General features: G+C 61.9%; 17 protein-coding genes. 13 read left to right on the forward strand and 4 right to left on the reverse strand.

The window, feature by feature from the left end; translation table 11 throughout:
* Positions 1-415: 415 nt before the first annotated feature.
* Positions 416-1,483, reverse strand: a complete 1,068-nt coding sequence (locus NKJ35_RS19595) for an adenylate/guanylate cyclase domain-containing protein (RefSeq protein ID WP_352649243.1) — start codon at positions 1,481-1,483, stop codon at positions 416-418.
* A 109-nt stretch (positions 1,484-1,592) separates the two neighbouring features.
* On the opposite strand from NKJ35_RS19595, the gene NKJ35_RS19600 reads away from it, so the two are divergent.
* The 4 genes from NKJ35_RS19600 (at position 1,593) to tolA (ending at position 4,675) form a co-directional block, all read left to right on the forward strand.
* A complete protein-coding gene (locus tag NKJ35_RS19600; RefSeq protein ID WP_023678521.1) occupies positions 1,593-2,033 on the forward strand; it encodes an SRPBCC family protein in 441 nt (146 codons plus the stop codon).
* Positions 2,034-2,439: 406 nt separating this feature from the next.
* Positions 2,440-3,021 carry a VOC family protein gene (locus NKJ35_RS19605; RefSeq protein WP_352649244.1) on the forward strand — a complete coding sequence of 194 codons (582 nt, stop codon included), beginning with the start codon at positions 2,440-2,442 and terminating at the stop codon, positions 3,019-3,021.
* Positions 3,022-3,048: 27 nt separating this feature from the next.
* Positions 3,049-3,912: a glutathione S-transferase family protein gene (locus NKJ35_RS19610; protein ID WP_352649245.1), complete on the forward strand. Its 864-nt coding sequence runs from the start codon at positions 3,049-3,051 to the stop codon at positions 3,910-3,912.
* A gap of 358 nt (positions 3,913-4,270) precedes the next feature.
* The gene (gene tolA, locus NKJ35_RS19615) at positions 4,271-4,675 is read left to right on the forward strand and encodes a cell envelope integrity protein TolA (protein WP_254816565.1); all 405 of its coding nucleotides are present in this window, start codon (positions 4,271-4,273) and stop codon (positions 4,673-4,675) included.
* Between the two features lie 34 nt (positions 4,676-4,709).
* On the opposite strand, the gene NKJ35_RS19620 is transcribed toward tolA, so the two are convergent.
* Positions 4,710-4,925 (reverse strand): hypothetical protein, encoded by a 216-nt coding sequence (locus NKJ35_RS19620; RefSeq protein ID WP_352649246.1) that lies wholly within the window; start codon positions 4,923-4,925, stop codon positions 4,710-4,712.
* Between the two features lie 327 nt (positions 4,926-5,252).
* On the opposite strand from NKJ35_RS19620, the gene NKJ35_RS19625 reads away from it, so the two are divergent.
* Positions 5,253-6,224 (forward strand): DUF2865 domain-containing protein, encoded by a 972-nt coding sequence (locus NKJ35_RS19625; protein ID WP_352649247.1) that lies wholly within the window; start codon positions 5,253-5,255, stop codon positions 6,222-6,224.
* Positions 6,225-6,308: 84 nt separating this feature from the next.
* On the opposite strand, the gene NKJ35_RS19630 is transcribed toward NKJ35_RS19625, so the two are convergent.
* The gene (locus tag NKJ35_RS19630) at positions 6,309-6,662 is read right to left on the reverse strand and encodes a hypothetical protein (protein WP_254816568.1); all 354 of its coding nucleotides are present in this window, start codon (positions 6,660-6,662) and stop codon (positions 6,309-6,311) included.
* Positions 6,663-7,315: 653 nt separating this feature from the next.
* On the opposite strand from NKJ35_RS19630, the gene pstS reads away from it, so the two are divergent.
* Genes pstS through phoB form a run of 6 tightly spaced genes read left to right on the forward strand, consistent with a single transcriptional unit; the run spans position 7,316 to position 12,527 of the window.
* The gene (pstS, locus tag NKJ35_RS19635) at positions 7,316-8,377 is read left to right on the forward strand and encodes a phosphate ABC transporter substrate-binding protein PstS (protein WP_352649248.1); all 1,062 of its coding nucleotides are present in this window, start codon (positions 7,316-7,318) and stop codon (positions 8,375-8,377) included.
* Positions 8,378-8,436: 59 nt separating this feature from the next.
* Positions 8,437-9,426, forward strand: coding sequence for a phosphate ABC transporter permease subunit PstC (pstC, locus tag NKJ35_RS19640; protein ID WP_352649249.1), 990 nt, complete (start codon positions 8,437-8,439; stop codon positions 9,424-9,426).
* A 3-nt stretch (positions 9,427-9,429) separates the two neighbouring features.
* Positions 9,430-10,281: a phosphate ABC transporter permease PstA gene (gene pstA, locus NKJ35_RS19645; protein ID WP_352649250.1), complete on the forward strand. Its 852-nt coding sequence runs from the start codon at positions 9,430-9,432 to the stop codon at positions 10,279-10,281.
* Positions 10,278-11,081: a phosphate ABC transporter ATP-binding protein PstB gene (gene pstB, locus NKJ35_RS19650; protein ID WP_254816571.1), complete on the forward strand. Its 804-nt coding sequence runs from the start codon at positions 10,278-10,280 to the stop codon at positions 11,079-11,081. Before pstA ends, pstB begins: the two co-directional genes overlap by 4 nt.
* Before the next feature lie 32 nt (positions 11,082-11,113).
* On the forward strand, positions 11,114-11,821 hold the full coding sequence (phoU, locus tag NKJ35_RS19655; RefSeq protein WP_254816572.1) for a phosphate signaling complex protein PhoU: 708 nt from the start codon (positions 11,114-11,116) through the stop codon (positions 11,819-11,821).
* 16 nt (positions 11,822-11,837) lie between these two features.
* On the forward strand, positions 11,838-12,527 hold the full coding sequence (gene phoB, locus NKJ35_RS19660) for a phosphate regulon transcriptional regulator PhoB (protein ID WP_031212149.1): 690 nt from the start codon (positions 11,838-11,840) through the stop codon (positions 12,525-12,527).
* A 9-nt stretch (positions 12,528-12,536) separates the two neighbouring features.
* Here the strand turns inward: phoB and NKJ35_RS19665 are convergent, their stop codons facing one another.
* Positions 12,537-13,781 carry an ROK family protein gene (locus tag NKJ35_RS19665; protein ID WP_352649251.1) on the reverse strand — a complete coding sequence of 415 codons (1,245 nt, stop codon included), beginning with the start codon at positions 13,779-13,781 and terminating at the stop codon, positions 12,537-12,539.
* Between the two features lie 284 nt (positions 13,782-14,065).
* Between NKJ35_RS19665 and xylF the strand changes: the two genes are divergently transcribed.
* Entirely contained in the window at positions 14,066-15,106 is a 1,041-nt protein-coding gene (gene xylF, locus NKJ35_RS19670) for a D-xylose ABC transporter substrate-binding protein (protein ID WP_352505024.1), read from the forward strand.
* A 142-nt stretch (positions 15,107-15,248) separates the two neighbouring features.
* On the forward strand, positions 15,249-16,613 hold the full coding sequence (locus NKJ35_RS19675) for a sugar ABC transporter permease (RefSeq protein ID WP_352649252.1): 1,365 nt from the start codon (positions 15,249-15,251) through the stop codon (positions 16,611-16,613).
* Positions 16,614-16,620 lie beyond the last annotated feature (7 nt).

Below are 16,620 nucleotides of genomic sequence, written 5' to 3' on the forward strand. Positions count from 1 at the left end.
CATCGAAAGCTTGACCCCAGCACCGCGGTGCTCAGGTCCTCATGGCATCGGATATGCACGTCTGCGGTCTTCACCGGATGCGTACGCTTCTGGCGCAGCGGAGCCGATTGCAAGACGTCCATCACGCTGGCCGGCACTGCCTGGAGCCGACCTGAGCTACAGCGGCCGGCGGCGGATCGTTTTGGCGAGCTCGGCGAAGGCGCCTCTCCCTCGAAAGGGTGGATGCCGGGAATACTCGGCCCTTAGCACCGGCCAGCGAAGCTGCGCGCGACGCGCATGGCTGGGCTCTAAACGCGCCATACTCCAGTTGCAGTATCGTAGCTTCTTTGCCGTTCGAATTTCTCTCAGTCATGGCTTCGCACGATACCAAGATATGCTGCGAACGACACATCCACGGCGCGCTCAACCATTCGATCTATTCCGGCAAGCCGAAAAGTGTTTGCGCGCCTGCTATTCCTCCGAGCGGATGACTGCCCATGGCGATCATCGGCTCGGTAGTTTCTGCCTCGAACAGTGTCGACGCGAGCACCGTCCGTCCCAACGGCTTGCACAGCCCTTCGATGCGGCTGACAAGATTTACAGCCTTGCCGATCGCGGTGAAGTCCAACCTGCCGGCAGTGCCGATATTCCCCCAGAGTATCTCGCCGACATGCAGGCCAATGCCATATCCGAGCTCAGGGCCGCCATTGCGGCGCCGAGTTTGGTTGAGATGATCTATCCCGGCGCGCGTGGCCTTCACGGCGCGTACCGCGGCGTCACATGCGGCATTTGCATCGCGCTCGCCAATCGGGAACATCGCGAGGACGCCATCACCTATAAACTTGAGAACCTCACCACCAAATGCGTGCACCGCGCCGGCGACGCAATCGAACCAGGCATCAAGTACCAATACGATCTCGTCTGCATCATGAACCTCGGATAGATCGGTGAAACCTCGAAGGTCCGCGCACAGAAGCGCAGCCCGTATCGTCTCTCCCTTTACTCGACGAGAATGACCGTTGAGCACATGTGCTGCACTGCGCTTTCCCAAATATGCTTCGAGCAATGCGCGTTTCGCGGACCGTTCTGCGAGTGCGGTCATCGGAGCCGCAGCAAACCGGGAGATTTGCCGCAGCAGCTCTGACTGCGCCTCATCCGGAGTATGGTCGAACGCCCACACCAAAGTCGGCGCGACACCGCCCGCTCGCTCGTCGAACACGATCGCCCGCGTCGTGCCAAGCCACTCCCGCAGCACGAGCCGGGGATCGGCATTCTGGCGGTCGGCGCCTATCCCCAAAGCCTCGACCACTTCACCCCCAGGCGCTCGCCAGAGCCAGATGCGGCGTGAGATAATCGGGTCGGGAGCATCCTGCGCCAGTGCGCCGGCGATGATCGGCAAGCCGTCTTCCATCAAATGCGTTGAGAGCTGCAATAGAAGTCGCCCACCGTCGCCAATATGCGCGGCGTCGTCCAGAAGGAATGAAAGCGAGTTTGCGAGAAGCATCGGTAGAAGATCACTCGGCACCGGCTTATGCTTACGCCTCGAACATCTTCTTGCAACTCCCCATATTCGCTTGCACGGCATTCGATGCGGATGTGACCTGGAGTGAGCGATGGCGGAATCGGTTTACACAGAGATTGAGGTCGCGGCGCCACAAGCGACCGTGTTCGCGCTTTTGACGGATCCGGACCAGATCGTGCGATGGATCGGGACCGAAGCGAATTTGGATGCATCGCCGGGCGGTCTGTTTCTCGTCAATGTCGGTGGTCGCCATATGGCGCGCGGTGAGTTCACCGAGGTGATCCCGGTCCACCGTCTTGCCTACAGTTTTGGCTGGGAAGACAACGAGACCGTGCCGCCCGGCTCCAGCCATGTCGAGATCGACCTGATCGCGAGGGATGCGGGGACACTGATCCGCTTCACGCATAGCGGACTGCCGAACGCAAAGGAGCGTGACAGCCACCGAAGGGGATGGGAGCACTACCTCTCAAGGCTGAAGATCACTGCCGATGGGGGACATGTCGATCCCGATGTGCCGATGAAGAATATGTGATTTTCATCTAGGGCCACGGATGCCCGTAATCCGAACCAGGCGCGGCATGCGTCAACGAGGCCCCTTTGACCTGCCGTCGCCAAACCGGCCGCTCGGGAAACCCAGCGACCTGCGGGCAGCCGCACCATTACAACTGCCGGCCACGGATCGTTTCGGCGAGCTCCGGCGAAGGCGTCCGCGCTCTTGGCGCCTGCGTGGAGTTCTTGAAACTCAGCGCTTCTGGCGCAACGCCTCGGATTGAACTAGCATCCGTTCATCAAAGCTCCGGCCGCACTCCTGCAGGATGCGGAATGCGGAGCGAAGGCGAGCGAGGCCGGGCGCGATCACATGCCGGGCGCTGATCCAAGCGCGACTGGGCATCCGAACTTCCGTTCGGCTGCAAGACGGCGTGGCCGGGAGGAGTCAGATGCAGAAGCTGCAGTCACAAGGCGTTCATCACATCACGCTGGTCGGCGCCGGGCGTCAGACCTCCATCGATTTCTGGGAGGGCGTGCTTGGCATGCCTTTCATCTTCGAACAGCCCAACCTCGACAAGGCCAGCGAAAGCCATCTCTATTTCGATCCGGGCGACGGCCGGCTGATCACGGTCTTCACCGACGAGAGCCGGACGCCGGTCAAGCGGCGCACGCCGACCGATACGGGCTGCGTCCATCACATCGCGTTTGCGGTGTCGCGCGTCACCTTTCTGCAGGCGATCGCCCGGCTCGACGAGCGCGGCATCAAGCACAGCGGCGTCAAGGATCGCGGCTTCATGGACTCGATCTATTTCGAGGATCCGCTCGGCCTGCTGATCGAACTCGCCTCCTACCGCTTCGAGCCGCCGGCCGGCTTCAGCCATGCCGACGTGCTGATGGAGGCGCACAAGCTGCGTGTCGCGCGTGGCGACTACAACATCGCCGAGGTGCACCTTGCCGATGCGATCCAGGCGCTTGTCGAGCGTTCGCGCACGACCTTGTCGGAGGATCGCGCACCGAAAAATCCGTACTGACGGCACGCCGAACAAAGGGAGGATATAATGGCGAAGACAGCAACCATGAGTGCAAAGAAGCCCGCGGCCAAGGCAGCCAGGCCAGGAGCGAAGCCGGCGGCCAAAGCCGCCGCCAAGTCAGCGGCGAAAGTGGCAAAGCCGGCGACGAAAGTCTCCACCAAAAAGACCGCGAAGACCAAGGCGAAACCGGCGAAAAAGCCGGCGCTCACGCTCAGCATGCTGAAGCCCAGCGTCAACAATATGAGCGTTCGGGTGTTTGCACGCGCCGCCGGGCTCGACCATTCCGAAACCGACGTTTGGGGCCTCACGCGCTCGCCCGAATACATGGCGCGAAACCCGGCCCATTTGACGCCGATGATCGAGGACAAGGGCCTGCCGAGAGGTGTCTTGTGGGAAAGCTGCGCCATTATGCAGTACCTCGCCAACAAGCACGGCCTGGAGAAACTATATCCCAGGGCACCGGCCAAGCGGGCAATGATCGACAGTGCCATGTTCTACCTGATCGGCACGCTCTACCCCTATGTGGCGCGCGCCACCTATCCTGCACTGAATTTCCCGCAATATGCCGGCGAGGTCGGCCACAGCGACGCTCATCCCGACAAGAAGTCGGAAGCCCAGAAGGCCGCTATAGAAGCGATAGCCGAGCCGCTGGAGGTGTTTCACTCCTTCTTCAGGAACGGCAAGCCGTTCATCGGCGGCAAGGACCCGTCGATCGCCGACATCCGTCTGGCGGCGACGCTCGAGTTCCTCGCCGTCATCGACTACGCGTTGCCCCAATGGGCAAAAGACTATATAGCGGCGATCGAGAAGAAGCTCGGCAAGGCCTATGCCGAGCCGGCCGGCGACGTGCGCGGCTATATCGCCTATGTGAGGTCGCAGGCCAACGCCTGAGGCACATGCCAATAGCGGTCGTCCGCACGTCTGCAGGAGCCGGTAATGAACTGGGGATTTTTTAATCTCCCCTGTTTGCACGATGTGGGGAGCTTAAGGTTTCATTAACCTAAACCCTTTCTACTGAATCCACCTCCAGCCCGCGACCACGGATGTACTGGCGCGGAAGGGAAGCAAAGGTCGGCTGCGCGCCGGCCTTTTGCTTATTTCAGCCCCTGCCGAAGTTGCGCCAGACGGCGTTTCACGACGCCTGCATGGCTGATGAAACGCGTCGCCGCCATCTTGTCATCGCCGCTGTCGGCCCTACCATCGAAGTTCGTCCCGTCCTCGAGGGCGGTTCAAGGACAGAGGCCCTGCCATGAAAAGCATTGCTGGAATGATCGTGATCGCAGGCGCCATGCTGGTGGGCGCAACCGGTCAATCGAATGCAGCGACGCTCAACACCATGCCCGAGGTCGGGGCTGCCATCCAGGCGTGCTGGACCCCTCCGGCGAATGCCGGGAATTCCACCGTCACCCTGAGCTTCAGCTTCAGGCGCGATGGCACGCTGATCGGCCGGCCCAAGCCGACCGCCATCCGCGTCGCCGGCGAGGAGAAGGCGCGCCAAGCTTTTGTCGACGCGGCGGTCGCGGCCGTGGACCATTGCCTGCCGTTGAGCTTTTCACCGGCGCTGGCTCAAGGCATCCCGGGCAAGGTGTTCACTCTGCAATTCAACTCGCCCAAACAAGAACAGGCTGCACCGCGAGTGAAGGCTTCGCCTTGATCTTTTCCAAAAACCGGATTCCACTTTTCGGGATCTAGTGGCGGCTTCGTCTGGCCTCGACATGTCGCGCCAGTTCCGGCATCTCGAAGACATAGTCGCTCCAGGCCGATTCCGGAATCTGGCCGGCGAGATAGCACTCCAGCAAAAGCCTCTGCTCGTGGTCGAGTGGCCTTGGTACGCGTTCATGGTCCAACCCAAGTGAATGGAACAGATTCCTGGTCAGCCCCGCGACAGTGAAGTGGATCGACATTTGCGGTCTCCTCCGTTGGACGCTCAACGCCGAACCTGGGGCTAAGGTTTCAGCAACGGGCGGCCGGTAACGCCGGATTGATCGCGGTGCGGAACCAGCCGCGCGCTTCAAAATTTCGCCGTGGCGGGCGTCGTTGCTGCCGGTTCGTCTCAATCTTGAAATAAAAATGTAATATTGAATTCACGCGAGCGGATGTACTACACTAGAACTTAAGTCTTCGATGGTGGAGTGGTCTACTTCAATTAGATAAAACTGATTTAGCCAGAACTTATCCATAGTCGACAAAGAAATCCTGTTCTCGGTGCAACAAGGACAATGGTCGTTCCAATGACACGCTTCTGGCTCTTCACGATTCTGATGCTGGTGTCGGCAATAGCCATTGCGCTCGGCACATCCTTCTCCTACGCGGATAGCTGCGGTGCTATCAGGAGCCAATTTCTTTCGGCGGGGCGCAGCGGCGGGACCAGCCCCGAGCTTGCCCGACTGCGCCGGCAACTCGGCGCGCTTCAAAAGCTGGAGAGACAACGCCGATGCACGGCGAAAACGGCCGGCTTCTTCTTCAACCCCTGCGCCGACCTGGTCGCCAGCAAGGCGGAGGTGCAACGCCAGATCGCCAGACTGTCGAATTCGGGCAGGGACACGTCCGGATTGAAGGCCAGGTTTGTCGCGCTGGGCTGCGCCGCCCCCGCTGCCAAGAAACAGCCGGCGCAGCAGCGCACAGCAGCCAAACCCCAGTTCGCAGGCGCAACAATGGGCGGCAATCGGATGCTGTTTTGCGTTCGCTTGTCGGACGGATATTTCTTCCCCGCGCCAAAATCGCAGTTCGCCAAGAGCGACGATCTGAAGGAAACGGTCGATCAGTGCCGCTATATCTGCGACGATGCCGGCGTCGACCTCTACACGCTGAGCGACGCCACTCGCGAGACTGAAGAGATGGTCGCGCTCCAGTCAGGAAAACCCTATGTGGAGCTACCTGCCGCGTTCCGGTACCGCGACGACGCGAACTTCAAGGCCTGCGACGTCAAGCGCTATTATCGGCGCGTCGCCGAACTCAGGGCACGAACCGTGACACCGGCCAACATGACCAACGCCATCATTCCCTTGCCGACGGCAAAGCCGGATTTTGGCATCGTCGCGGAAATTCCTGAATCCGGGATCGAAACCGCCGGTGCCGTTCCTGCAGAGGCAAAAACGCCGGTTGCCGAGGTGCAAGGCGCTGCCCAGCATCAGTCGATCGAAAGGGCGATCGGCGCACGGCCGGTGAGAGTGGTCGGGCCGGCCTTTTTCCCGGCGAACTGACCCAGGCGGGCGATGTTCCGAGACGGCGAACTTTTGACCGGATAGCCGCTTCGAGGCGTAGGGCCGTCGACCGACGTCGGCTGGTTATTCGCAGACCATGCGGGCCCGTTTGCCGGGCTCGCTGACGTTCCTGCAAGTTAGCGCCTTCGTCGGCTCCGGCGACAGCACGGGTGGGTTGTTGGTGGCCCTCCTCCGTGGCGCTGCAACGGAAGCTGCATTCCTGCGCATCGCCGGCCTTTTCGTCGTTTGCGGCGCCACTGGAAAGACGTCGGTCTCCAGTTGCGACTGTTCGGCTTGCGCCTGCGGCGAAGGCCGATCCCAGAACCGGCGAACATCGAGCGGCTTGGGAATGATCACGGTGCCGTCATAGCTGCGCGCGCAACCGCTTCCCAGAGGCAGCGCCAGGCACAGGAAGACAGGCAGAATCCGTCGAGACATCAGCAATACCCCTGCAAGCTTATAACGCCGCTTCGGCCTAACCGACAACCGGCGGAATAGGGCGAAGGGAGTAGATACCGTGAAGTAGAAGTCGTCGCGCTTCCCGTCGAAGGCCTTGCTCGAAGATCGAACGCCGAGTCGGGCGCGAATGGGGGTCCAGCGCGAGTTAGAAACTTGCGATTCGTCAACGCTTCCAGCGTAAGGCCATGGTGCGATCGCACCATACCAAAGCCGCGCTCAGTGGCGACAATGGGATGTTCGAAGTTCCGCTCCTCCAGTTACGGGCGGGAGCAGCGACCGCCGGCAAGAAACAGGGTCAGATTTACCCCAACGGACCTGTTTCGGCGATGGCGCGGCCATGACACGTTCTGGCTGCATGCAACGCGCTCCCGTCCGGCTTTTTTCTTTTAAAGCCGGTGGCTGCGATCGCCGAGCAGACGATGCCGGCCGGAAATCACGCAAGCTGCTGATTCCAGCGGCAAACCGCCGCCCATGCCGACAAAGCCCGCGGCCGCTCCTTCTTAACCCGGCTGGACGACGTTACCGGAGCGACATGAAACTGTCATGCGACTGTAATAATCGGGGGCTATTGGCCTCAGCGGGCGCCGGAGGAATGGCGCCGAGAGACCATATTCCGAACAGGAGCAGGCCACATGAGACATTTCATCCGCTCGGCGGCCGTTGCGATTGCAATGGCTGCGGCGACGACCACCCTCACCCTGTCCGCCGCGCTCGCCGCGGACATCTCCGGCGCCGGCGCCACCTTCCCCTACCCGATCTATGCGAAGTGGGCCGACACCTACAAGAAAGACACCGGCGTTGGCCTCAACTACCAGTCGATCGGTTCCGGCGGCGGCATCAAGCAGATCAAAGCCAAGACCGTTACCTTCGGCGCTTCGGATGCGCCGCTCAAGGGCGACGAGCTTGAAGCGTCCGGACTGGCTCAGTTCCCGATGGTGATGGGCGGCATCGTTCCGGTCGTCAACCTCGAAGGCATCAAGCCGGGCGAGTTGGTTCTCGACGGCCCGACGCTGGCCGACATCTTCCTCGGCAAGATCACGAGCTGGGATGACGAGGCGATCAAGAAGCTCAATCCCGACGTCAAGCTGCCTTCGCAGGCGATCGCGGTCGTTCACCGTTCCGATGGTTCGGGCACGACGTTCAACTTCACCTATTACCTCGGCGACGTCAGCGCGGACTGGAAAGAAAAGGTCGGCGTCGACAAGGCCGTGGAATGGCCGGTCGGCATCGGCGCCAAGGGCAATGAGGGCGTTGCCAACAACGTCTCCCAGACCGGCGGCGCGATCGGTTATGTCGAATACGCCTATGCCAAGCAGAACAAGCTCACCCACACCGACATGATCAACAAGGACGGCAAGAAGGTCGAGCCCACCGCAGCCGCGTTCTCGGCGGCAGCGGCCAATGCCGACTGGAGCTCGCAGCCGGGCTATGGGGTGATCCTCGCCAATGAGCCGGGCGCCGAGTCCTGGCCGATGACGGCGGCGACGTGGATCCTCCTGTATAAGAAGCCGGACGACGCCGCGACCACCGGCGAAGCGCTCAAATTCTTCGCCTGGGCGTATGACAAGGGCGACGAGATGGCCGGCGAGCTGGACTACGTTCCGATGCCCGACAAGGTGGTTGAGAGCGTCAAGGCCATGTGGGCCAAGGAAGTCGTCGGCGACGATGGCAAGCCGCTCTACTCGGCTATGTAATCTCCTCCAGGGAGGGCGTCGACGGCGCCCTCCCTGTTGCCTTTAATTGCGAGGACCCAATGACCATCGCTTCCGATGCCATGCCATCATCTGCAGCAGCCCGGGCCAGGGAAGCTACGGTGCGGCGCTTCGCGCTCACAGATGCCATATTTCGCGGACTCACCCGCGCTTCCGCAATCCTTGTGCTGGTCATCCTCGGCGGTGTCGCGATCTCGCTGTTTGCCGGCTCATGGCAGGCGCTGTCGTCCTTCGGTTTTTCTTTCCTGACGACTGAGAGCTGGAATCCGGTCACGGAAAAATTTGGCGCACTGGCGCCGATCTACGGCACCCTGGTAACGGCGGCGATCGCCATCCTGATCGCGGTTCCGATCGGCATCGGCATTGCAATCTTTCTCACCGAGCTCTGCCCGCGCCCGCTCAGGCGCCCGATCGGCATAGCGGTCGAGCTGTTGGCCGGCATTCCCTCGATCATCTATGGTATCTGGGGCCTGTTCGTGTTCGCGCCGTTCCTGCAGACGACGATACAGCCCTTCATCATCAGCATCTTCCACGGCGTGCCGGGACTATCCAGCCTTTTCGCCGGCCCTCCTTACGGCATCGGCCTTCTGACCTCGGCGCTGATCCTCGCCATCATGGTGTTGCCCTTCATCACCTCGATCACCAAGGACGTTTTCGATACGGTGCCGGCGGTGCTGAAGGAATCGGCCTACGGCATCGGTTGCACCACCTGGGAAGTGACCCGGCGCGTGGTCATTCCCTATACCCGCATCGGCATCATGGGCGGCGTCATGCTTGGCCTCGGCCGGGCACTCGGCGAAACCATGGCGGTGACTTTCGTCATCGGCAACGCGCATCGCATCAGTGCCTCCCTGTTCGCACCGGGCACGACGATCTCGGCGACCATCGCCAATGAATTTACCGAGGCCGACGGCGACCTCTACACCTCCTCGCTGGTCGCGCTCGGCCTGATCCTGTTCGTCATCACCTTCCTGATCCTTGCCGCCGCCCGCTATATGCTGATGCGGATCGACGCCCGTACGGGAGCCTGACCGATGTCGACATCCTCATCGCTCCACAGCCGCCGCAAAGCCAGGAATTCGGTGATGATGGCGCTTTGCGTCGTCGCCGCCGGCATCGGACTTGCCTGGCTGGCGCTCATCCTCGGTGCGTTGATCTATAAGGGCACAGCCGGGCTTTCGTTCGCGGTCTTCACCGAGATGACGCCACCACCGGGCGAAGCCGGCGGCCTGCTCAATGCCATCGCGGGCAGCCTGCTGATGACGATCATCGCCATTGTCGTCGGCACGCCGATCGGCGTGCTGGCGGGAACCTACATGGCCGAGTATGGACGCTTTTCGCGCATCACCACCGTCGTCCGCTTCATCAACGACATCCTGTTGTCGGCGCCGTCGATCATCATCGGCTTGTTCGTCTATGAATTGATGGTGCGGCCAATGGGACATTTCTCGGCCATTGCCGGCGCCGTGGCGCTTGCCATCCTGGTCATTCCGGTGGTCGTGCGCACCACTGAAGACATGCTCAACCTGGTGCCGAACGCGTTGCGTGAAGCCGGTGCCGCGATCGGCGCGCCACGCTGGGTGGTGATCCGTTCGGTCGCCTACCGCGCCGCATTGTCCGGGATCGTCACCGGCATATTGCTGGCGATAGCACGCATTTCCGGCGAGACGGCGCCGCTGCTCTTCACCGCGCTCAACAACCAGTTCTGGAGCAGCAATATCAACGCGCCGATGGCCAGCCTGCCGGTGACCATCTTCCAGTTCGCTCTCAGCCCTTACGAGGAATGGCAGCAACTGGCGTGGACCGGCGCACTCATAATCACCCTGACGGTTCTGGGCTTGAGCATCCTCGCCCGCAGCCTTACCGGACGCAGAGAGGACAGATGACACAGATGTTGTCCCCAGACATGACGATGACCGAAACGGTCACCGAGAAGACGAAGATCGAGGTCAAGAACCTCAACTTCTACTACGGCCAGAGCAAGGCGCTGAAGGACATCAGCCTGTCGCTGCCCGAGCGCAGCGTCACGGCCTTCATCGGCCCTTCGGGTTGCGGGAAATCGACGCTGCTGCGCGTCTTCAACCGCATCTACGAGCTCTACCCGAAACAGACCGCCGAGGGCCAGGTGCTGCTTGACGGCAAGAACATTCTCGACCGGTCGCAGGATCTCAACCTCCTCAGGACAAAGATCGGCATGGTGTTCCAGAAGCCGACGCCGTTCCCGATGTCGATCTACGAGAACATAGCCTTCGGCGTCAGGCTCTACGAGAATCTCGGCAAGTCCGAGATGGACGGCCGCGTCGAGCAAGCGTTGAAGCGGGCCGCGCTGTGGAGCGAGGTCAAGGACAAGCTAAACGCCAGCGGCTTGAGCCTGTCCGGCGGCCAACAGCAGCGGCTCTGCATTGCCCGCACCGTTGCAGTGAAGCCGGAAGTCATTCTGCTCGACGAACCGGCTTCGGCCCTCGACCCGCTGTCGACGGCCAAGATCGAGGAACTGATCGACGAGTTGCAAGCCGACTACACGATCGTCATCGTCACCCACAACATGCAGCAAGCAGCGCGCGTGTCGCGCCAGACCGCCTTCATGTATCTGGGTGAACTGGTCGAGTTCGACCGGACCGAGAAGATCTTCACGTCGCCCCGCGAGAAGCGCACGCAGGACTACATCACTGGCCGCTTCGGCTGAGCCGTTCCGATCATGCATATGAGGACAGGACCATGGGCGAACACACAGTCGCTTCTTTCGACGAGGATCTCGAGCAGATCAGCAAGCTGATCCGCGACATGGCCGACCTCGCCGGTTCGATGGTCGGCGGGGCGACCAAGGCCCTGTTGAATTCCGACAACGTGCTGGCGCAACGCGTCGTCTCCGACGACGCCATCATGGACGCGCGTCAACGCGAACTGGACGACCGCGCCATCACCCTGATCGCCAAGCGCCAGCCAATGGCTCACGATCTGCGCCATGTCGTCGGAGCGATCCGCATGGCCGGCGACCTCGAACGCATCGGCGACCTTGCCAAGAACATCGCCAAGCGTGTGAGCGCGGTCGGCCTCAGCGTCACGCCGCGCGACCTTTCGCATTCCATCGATGCGATGGCGCAGCTGGTGCTCATCCAGGTGCAGGGCGTCATCGAGGAATATGCTGCAGGCGATGCGGCCGCGTTGGCCAAGCTGCGTGCCGCCGACGAGCGTATCGACGTCAAATACACGTCGGTGTTCCGCGAGCTGTTGACCTACATGATGGAAGATCCGCGCAACATCACCGCTTGCACGCATCTGCTGTTCTGCGCCAAGAATCTGGAGCGGATCGGCGACCATGTCACCAACATCGCCGAAAATGCGTATTATGTGCTGACCGGCGAGCAATTGCCGGTCAACCGTCCGAAGCAGGACGAAACGACAATGTCCGCGCCGGTGACATGATGGGGGTGCCCAGCCGATGATCGCACCACGCATAATGGTGGTGGAGGACGAGGAGCCGTTGGGCGTGCTGCTCCGCTACAATCTCGAATCCGAAGGCTACCAGGTCGAGGTGGTGACACGCGGCGACGAAGCCGAGATCCGTTTGCAGGAGAATGTGCCCGACCTTCTGGTGCTCGACTGGATGATACCGGCGGTTTCCGGCATCGAGCTCTGCCGCCGGTTGCGCGTGCGCCCCGAAACCGAGCGGCTGCCGATCATCATGCTGACCGCGCGCGGCGAGGAGAGCGACCGGGTGCGCGGTCTTTCGACCGGCGCCGACGACTATCTGGTCAAACCGTTTTCGACGCCGGAATTCATGGCCAGGGTCAAGGCGCTGCTGCGGCGCGCCAAGCCGGAAGTGCTGTCCAGCGTGCTAAAGGTCGGCGACATCGTGCTCGATCGCGAATCGCACAGGGTCTATCGCAAGAAGAGCGAAATCAGGCTCGGGCCGACCGAATTCCGGTTGCTCGAGTTCATGATGCGGCATCCGGGCCGCGTCTTCTCGCGTAGCCAGTTGCTCGATAATGTCTGGGGCGAGACGATCTACATCGACGAACGCACCGTCGACGTGCATGTCGGGCGGCTGCGCAAAGCCGTCAATAACGGCCGCATGCCGGATGTCATCCGCACCATCCGCGGTGCCGGCTATGCGATCAGGGAAGATTGACCCGCCTGGTCAGGCGACGTTCTTTCTGACGCCGGGCCTCATTTGCGCGCCCGGCGCGAAAATCTCCTGGTCGACGAAGTTTAACGCCCGCATCGCGCAGCCTTCGCGGATCAGCGGCAATTCGTTTGGCTCGGTGTCGAAGGAGATCGAGCCCGAATGCTGGCCACCGGCGGTCTGGGCGATGGCCTTGCGCAAGGCCGGTTCGATCAGATCGAAGGCAGCGGCACTGGCGCCGACCATCGCGACCGGTGCCGGATCGATCAGCGCGAACAGCGAGCCGAGACCGAAACCCAGCGCTTCGCCGGCCTTGCGGTAGGCCTCGCGTTCCGGCCCATCCTTCTCGCGCGCCCGGGCCGCCAGAGCGCGCATGTCGGCGTCGCTGACGTCGGCGATAGGTTCGCTGTCTTCGCTCATCTGCCTGGCGTTGCGCCAGATGGCATAGTTGCCGGCATAGGCTTCGATGCAGCCGCGCCTCCCGCAGCGGCAGAGCGCGCCGCCCGGACGATGGATCATGTGGCCAAATTCGCCGCCCGAGGAATGCGTCCCGGTGAACAGTTCGCCCTTCAGCACAAGCCCCATACCGATGCCGTGCGAAAGCAGGATGGCGATGAAGTCGTCGTGATAGCGATCCGGATTGCGCCAGCGCAAAGCTACCGCCATCATATTGCAGTCGTTCTCCACCGTGGCCGGGATGCCGAATTCGTCCTCCAGCATGTCGGCAAAGGCGATGTCGGTCTGCGGCGTGATCGGCGACCACAGCATGGCGCGCGCAGGGGAGTCGGTAATGCCCTGAATCGCCAGGGCGATGCGGGCGACACTGCGGACGTCAAGGTCTGGGTCCTCAAGCCGGCGCCGGACAATGGCCATGCATTCGCGGGTCAGCTCGTCGCGCGGCATGGTCAGCGTGTCCAGCCGGCGCTGTTCCTCGGCGACCACCTGTCCCGCATAGTCGATAATGGCGGCCGACAGGAAATTCAGCGACAACACCACGGTCAGCACCGCCGCCGCTTCCGGGTTGAGGGCGAGGCCGACCTGCGGACGACCGCGTTTCAACGAAACGGCCTCACTTGCCTTGCTCTCGGCGAGGATGCCTTCCCGTATCAGGTCGGAGGAGATCGCCGATATGGTTGAATGACTGAGGCCGGTGGTGGCTGCTATCTCCGTACGCGATGGCTGGCCGGCCCGGCGCACCGCCGAGATCACCATCGCCCGGTTGCGCCGGCGCAAATCGTCATGGCGGATTCCGACCGACATCGTTTTGCTTTCCTCCCGGTTGCCGCGGCCGCTCATGAACCGGAAGCCGTCGGTAATGTCCGACAAATAGTGTCAGATGCGGCAAATAGTGTCAGATGCTGGTGGCGCTGTCATCGTTTATTCCGACGCTCGAAAAAACTCGCAGAGTCATCAAAATCCATCACAATCGATGTTGACAGCAGCCGGAGATCGGGCCAGTATTTTTTCGAGGCTCGAAAAAATTAGAGCTTCCAAGCTGGTCGTTGAGCAATTGGTCACGCCGTACGCGGCGCAGGGAGGATATGATGAAGAAATTCACGACCGCCATTCTGGCGGGTGTCGCCATGACGCTGGCGCTGGCGTCGGTGGCGCAGGCGAAAGACAAGGTCATCGGCGTTTCCTGGTCGAACTTCCAGGAAGAGCGCTGGAAGACCGACGAGGCCGCAATGAAGGCGGCCATCGAGGCCGCCGGCGACAAGTATATTTCCGCCGACGCACAGTCCAACCCCGGCAAGCAGCTCACCGACGTCGAGAGCCTGATCTCGCAGGGTGCCAATGCGCTGATCATCCTCGCACAGGATGCCTCGGCCATCGGGCCGGCCGTGCAGAAGGCACTGGACGAAGGCATCCCGGTCGTCGGCTATGACCGGCTGATCGAGAACAAGGACGTGTTCTATCTGACCTTCGACAACAAGGAAGTCGGCCGCATGCAGGCCCGCGAAGTCTTCAAGGTGAAGCCGGAAGGCAATTACGTCTTCATCAAGGGTTCGGGTTCCGATCCGAATGCCGATTTCCTGTTTGCCGGTTCGATGGAGGTGCTGAAGGAGGCCATCGACAGCGGCAAGATCAAGAATGTCGGCGAGGCCTATACGGACGGCTGGCTGCCGGCCAACGCTCAGAAGAACATGGAACAGTTCCTGACCGCCAACGACAACAAGGTCGATGCCGTGGTCGCGGCCAATGACGGCACCGCCGGTGGCGTCGTCGCCGCGCTGACGGCGCAAGGGCTGGCCGGATCGGTTCCGGTCTCGGGCCAGGACGGCGACCACGCCGCACTGAACCGCATCGCGCTTGGCACACAGACCGTGTCGGTGTGGAAGGACGCGCGCGAGCTCGGTAAGAACGCCGCCGAGATCGCCTCGCAGCTTGCCGACGGCAAGCAGATGACCGACATTGCCGGCGTGAAGGATTTCACCACGCCCGGCGGCAACACGGTCAAGTCGCTGTTCCTGACTCCGGTGGCCATCACCAAGGATAACCTCAACGTCGTCATCGACGCCGGTTGGATCAAGAAAGAAGAGGTCTGCGCCGGCGTGGCGGCTGGCACTGTTGCGGTCTGCAACTGAGCCGACGTTTCCGAGAAGTCCGAACGCCGCGGCCGCTCGCCGCGGCGTTTTTTCAAAAAGAATTGTTTTTCCGCTTCCGGCGGATAACTTCTAGGCTGCTTCCGGCATCCGCGGCAGACGGCAACCCGGCGGGAGAAACATGATGACCGACACGACTTCCAACACGCCGGTCGACAGCACGGCAGACCGGGCGCGGGAATCCGAGCTCGGCATCGTTGCCCGGTTTCTCAAGGCAACCGAGATCGACACCCGTATGCTCGGCATGATCGGCGCGCTGTTGGTCATCTGGATCGGGCTGCATGTCGTTTCCAGCGTACGGCTCGGCGTCAATCCGTTCGACTTCGACAGCCGGACCTTCCTGACGCCACGCAATCTCTGGAACCTCTCGGTGCAGACTTCCGCCGTGGCCATAATGGCCGCCGGAATGGTGCTGGTTATCGTCATGCGCAATATCGACCTGTCGGTCGGTTCCGCCGAAGGCCTGGTCGGCGTGGTCATGGGCTTTGCGCAGGTGCATTTCCTGGTGCGAATGATCGGTCTGCAACTCGGCAACCCCTGGATCTGGATCCTGGCGCTGGCCATTGGCCTGGCGCTCGGCCTTCTGATCGGAGCGTTCCAGGGATACATCATCGCTTATCTCGAGGTGCCGGCCTTCATCGTGACGCTGGGCGGCCTTCTGGTCTGGCGGGGTGCCGCATGGTGGGTCGCCAGCGGTCAGACGATTGCGCCGCTTGATGCCACTTTCCAGCTGATGGGCGGTGGGCCGGCGGGTTCGATCGGCGCGCGATGGAGCTGGATCGTCGGAATTATCGCGTGCCTGGCGGTTGTGTTCATGCTGCTCAACGGACGGGTGCAGCGCAAGCGGTTCCGCTTTCCGTTGCGCCCGATCTGGGCCGAGACGTTCCTCGGTGTCCTCACCTGCGCTGTCATCATGGGCGCCATATGGCTCGCCAATTCCTATCCTTGGCCGGTCGGCATCGTGAACAGATACGCGGCGGCCAACAATATAACGGTTCCCGAAGGCGGGCTGTTCATCGCCCATGGCATCGCCATACCCGTGCTGATGGCTGTGGCCGTCGGGCTGATCATGACCTTCATCACCAAGCGTACCCGTTTCGGCCGCTATGTCTTCGCTATCGGCGGCAATCCGGAAGCCGCCAACCTTGCCGGTATCAACACGCGTTGGGTGACCATGAAGGTGTTCATGATCATGGGCGTACTGGCAACGATCGCCGCGGCGATCTCGTCTGCCAGGCAGAACTCGTCGACCAATGCGCTGGGCACGCTAGACGAACTGCTGGTCATCGCCGCCGCGGTCATCGGCGGCACGTCACTTGCAGGCGGCTCCGGCACGGTGCTCGGCGCCATGCTCGGCGCACTTTTGATGCAGTCGCTGCAATCCGGCATGGTGCTGCTCGGCATCGATTCACCGCTGCAGAGCATCGTCGTCGGCGCCGTGCTGGTGCTCGCGGTCTGGCTCGATACCGTCTATCGCAAACGCGTTTAGGGAGGAG

The organism is Mesorhizobium sp. M0136, from assembly GCF_040322515.1.
In the GTDB taxonomy this organism is placed as follows: Bacteria; Pseudomonadota; Alphaproteobacteria; order Rhizobiales; family Rhizobiaceae; genus Mesorhizobium.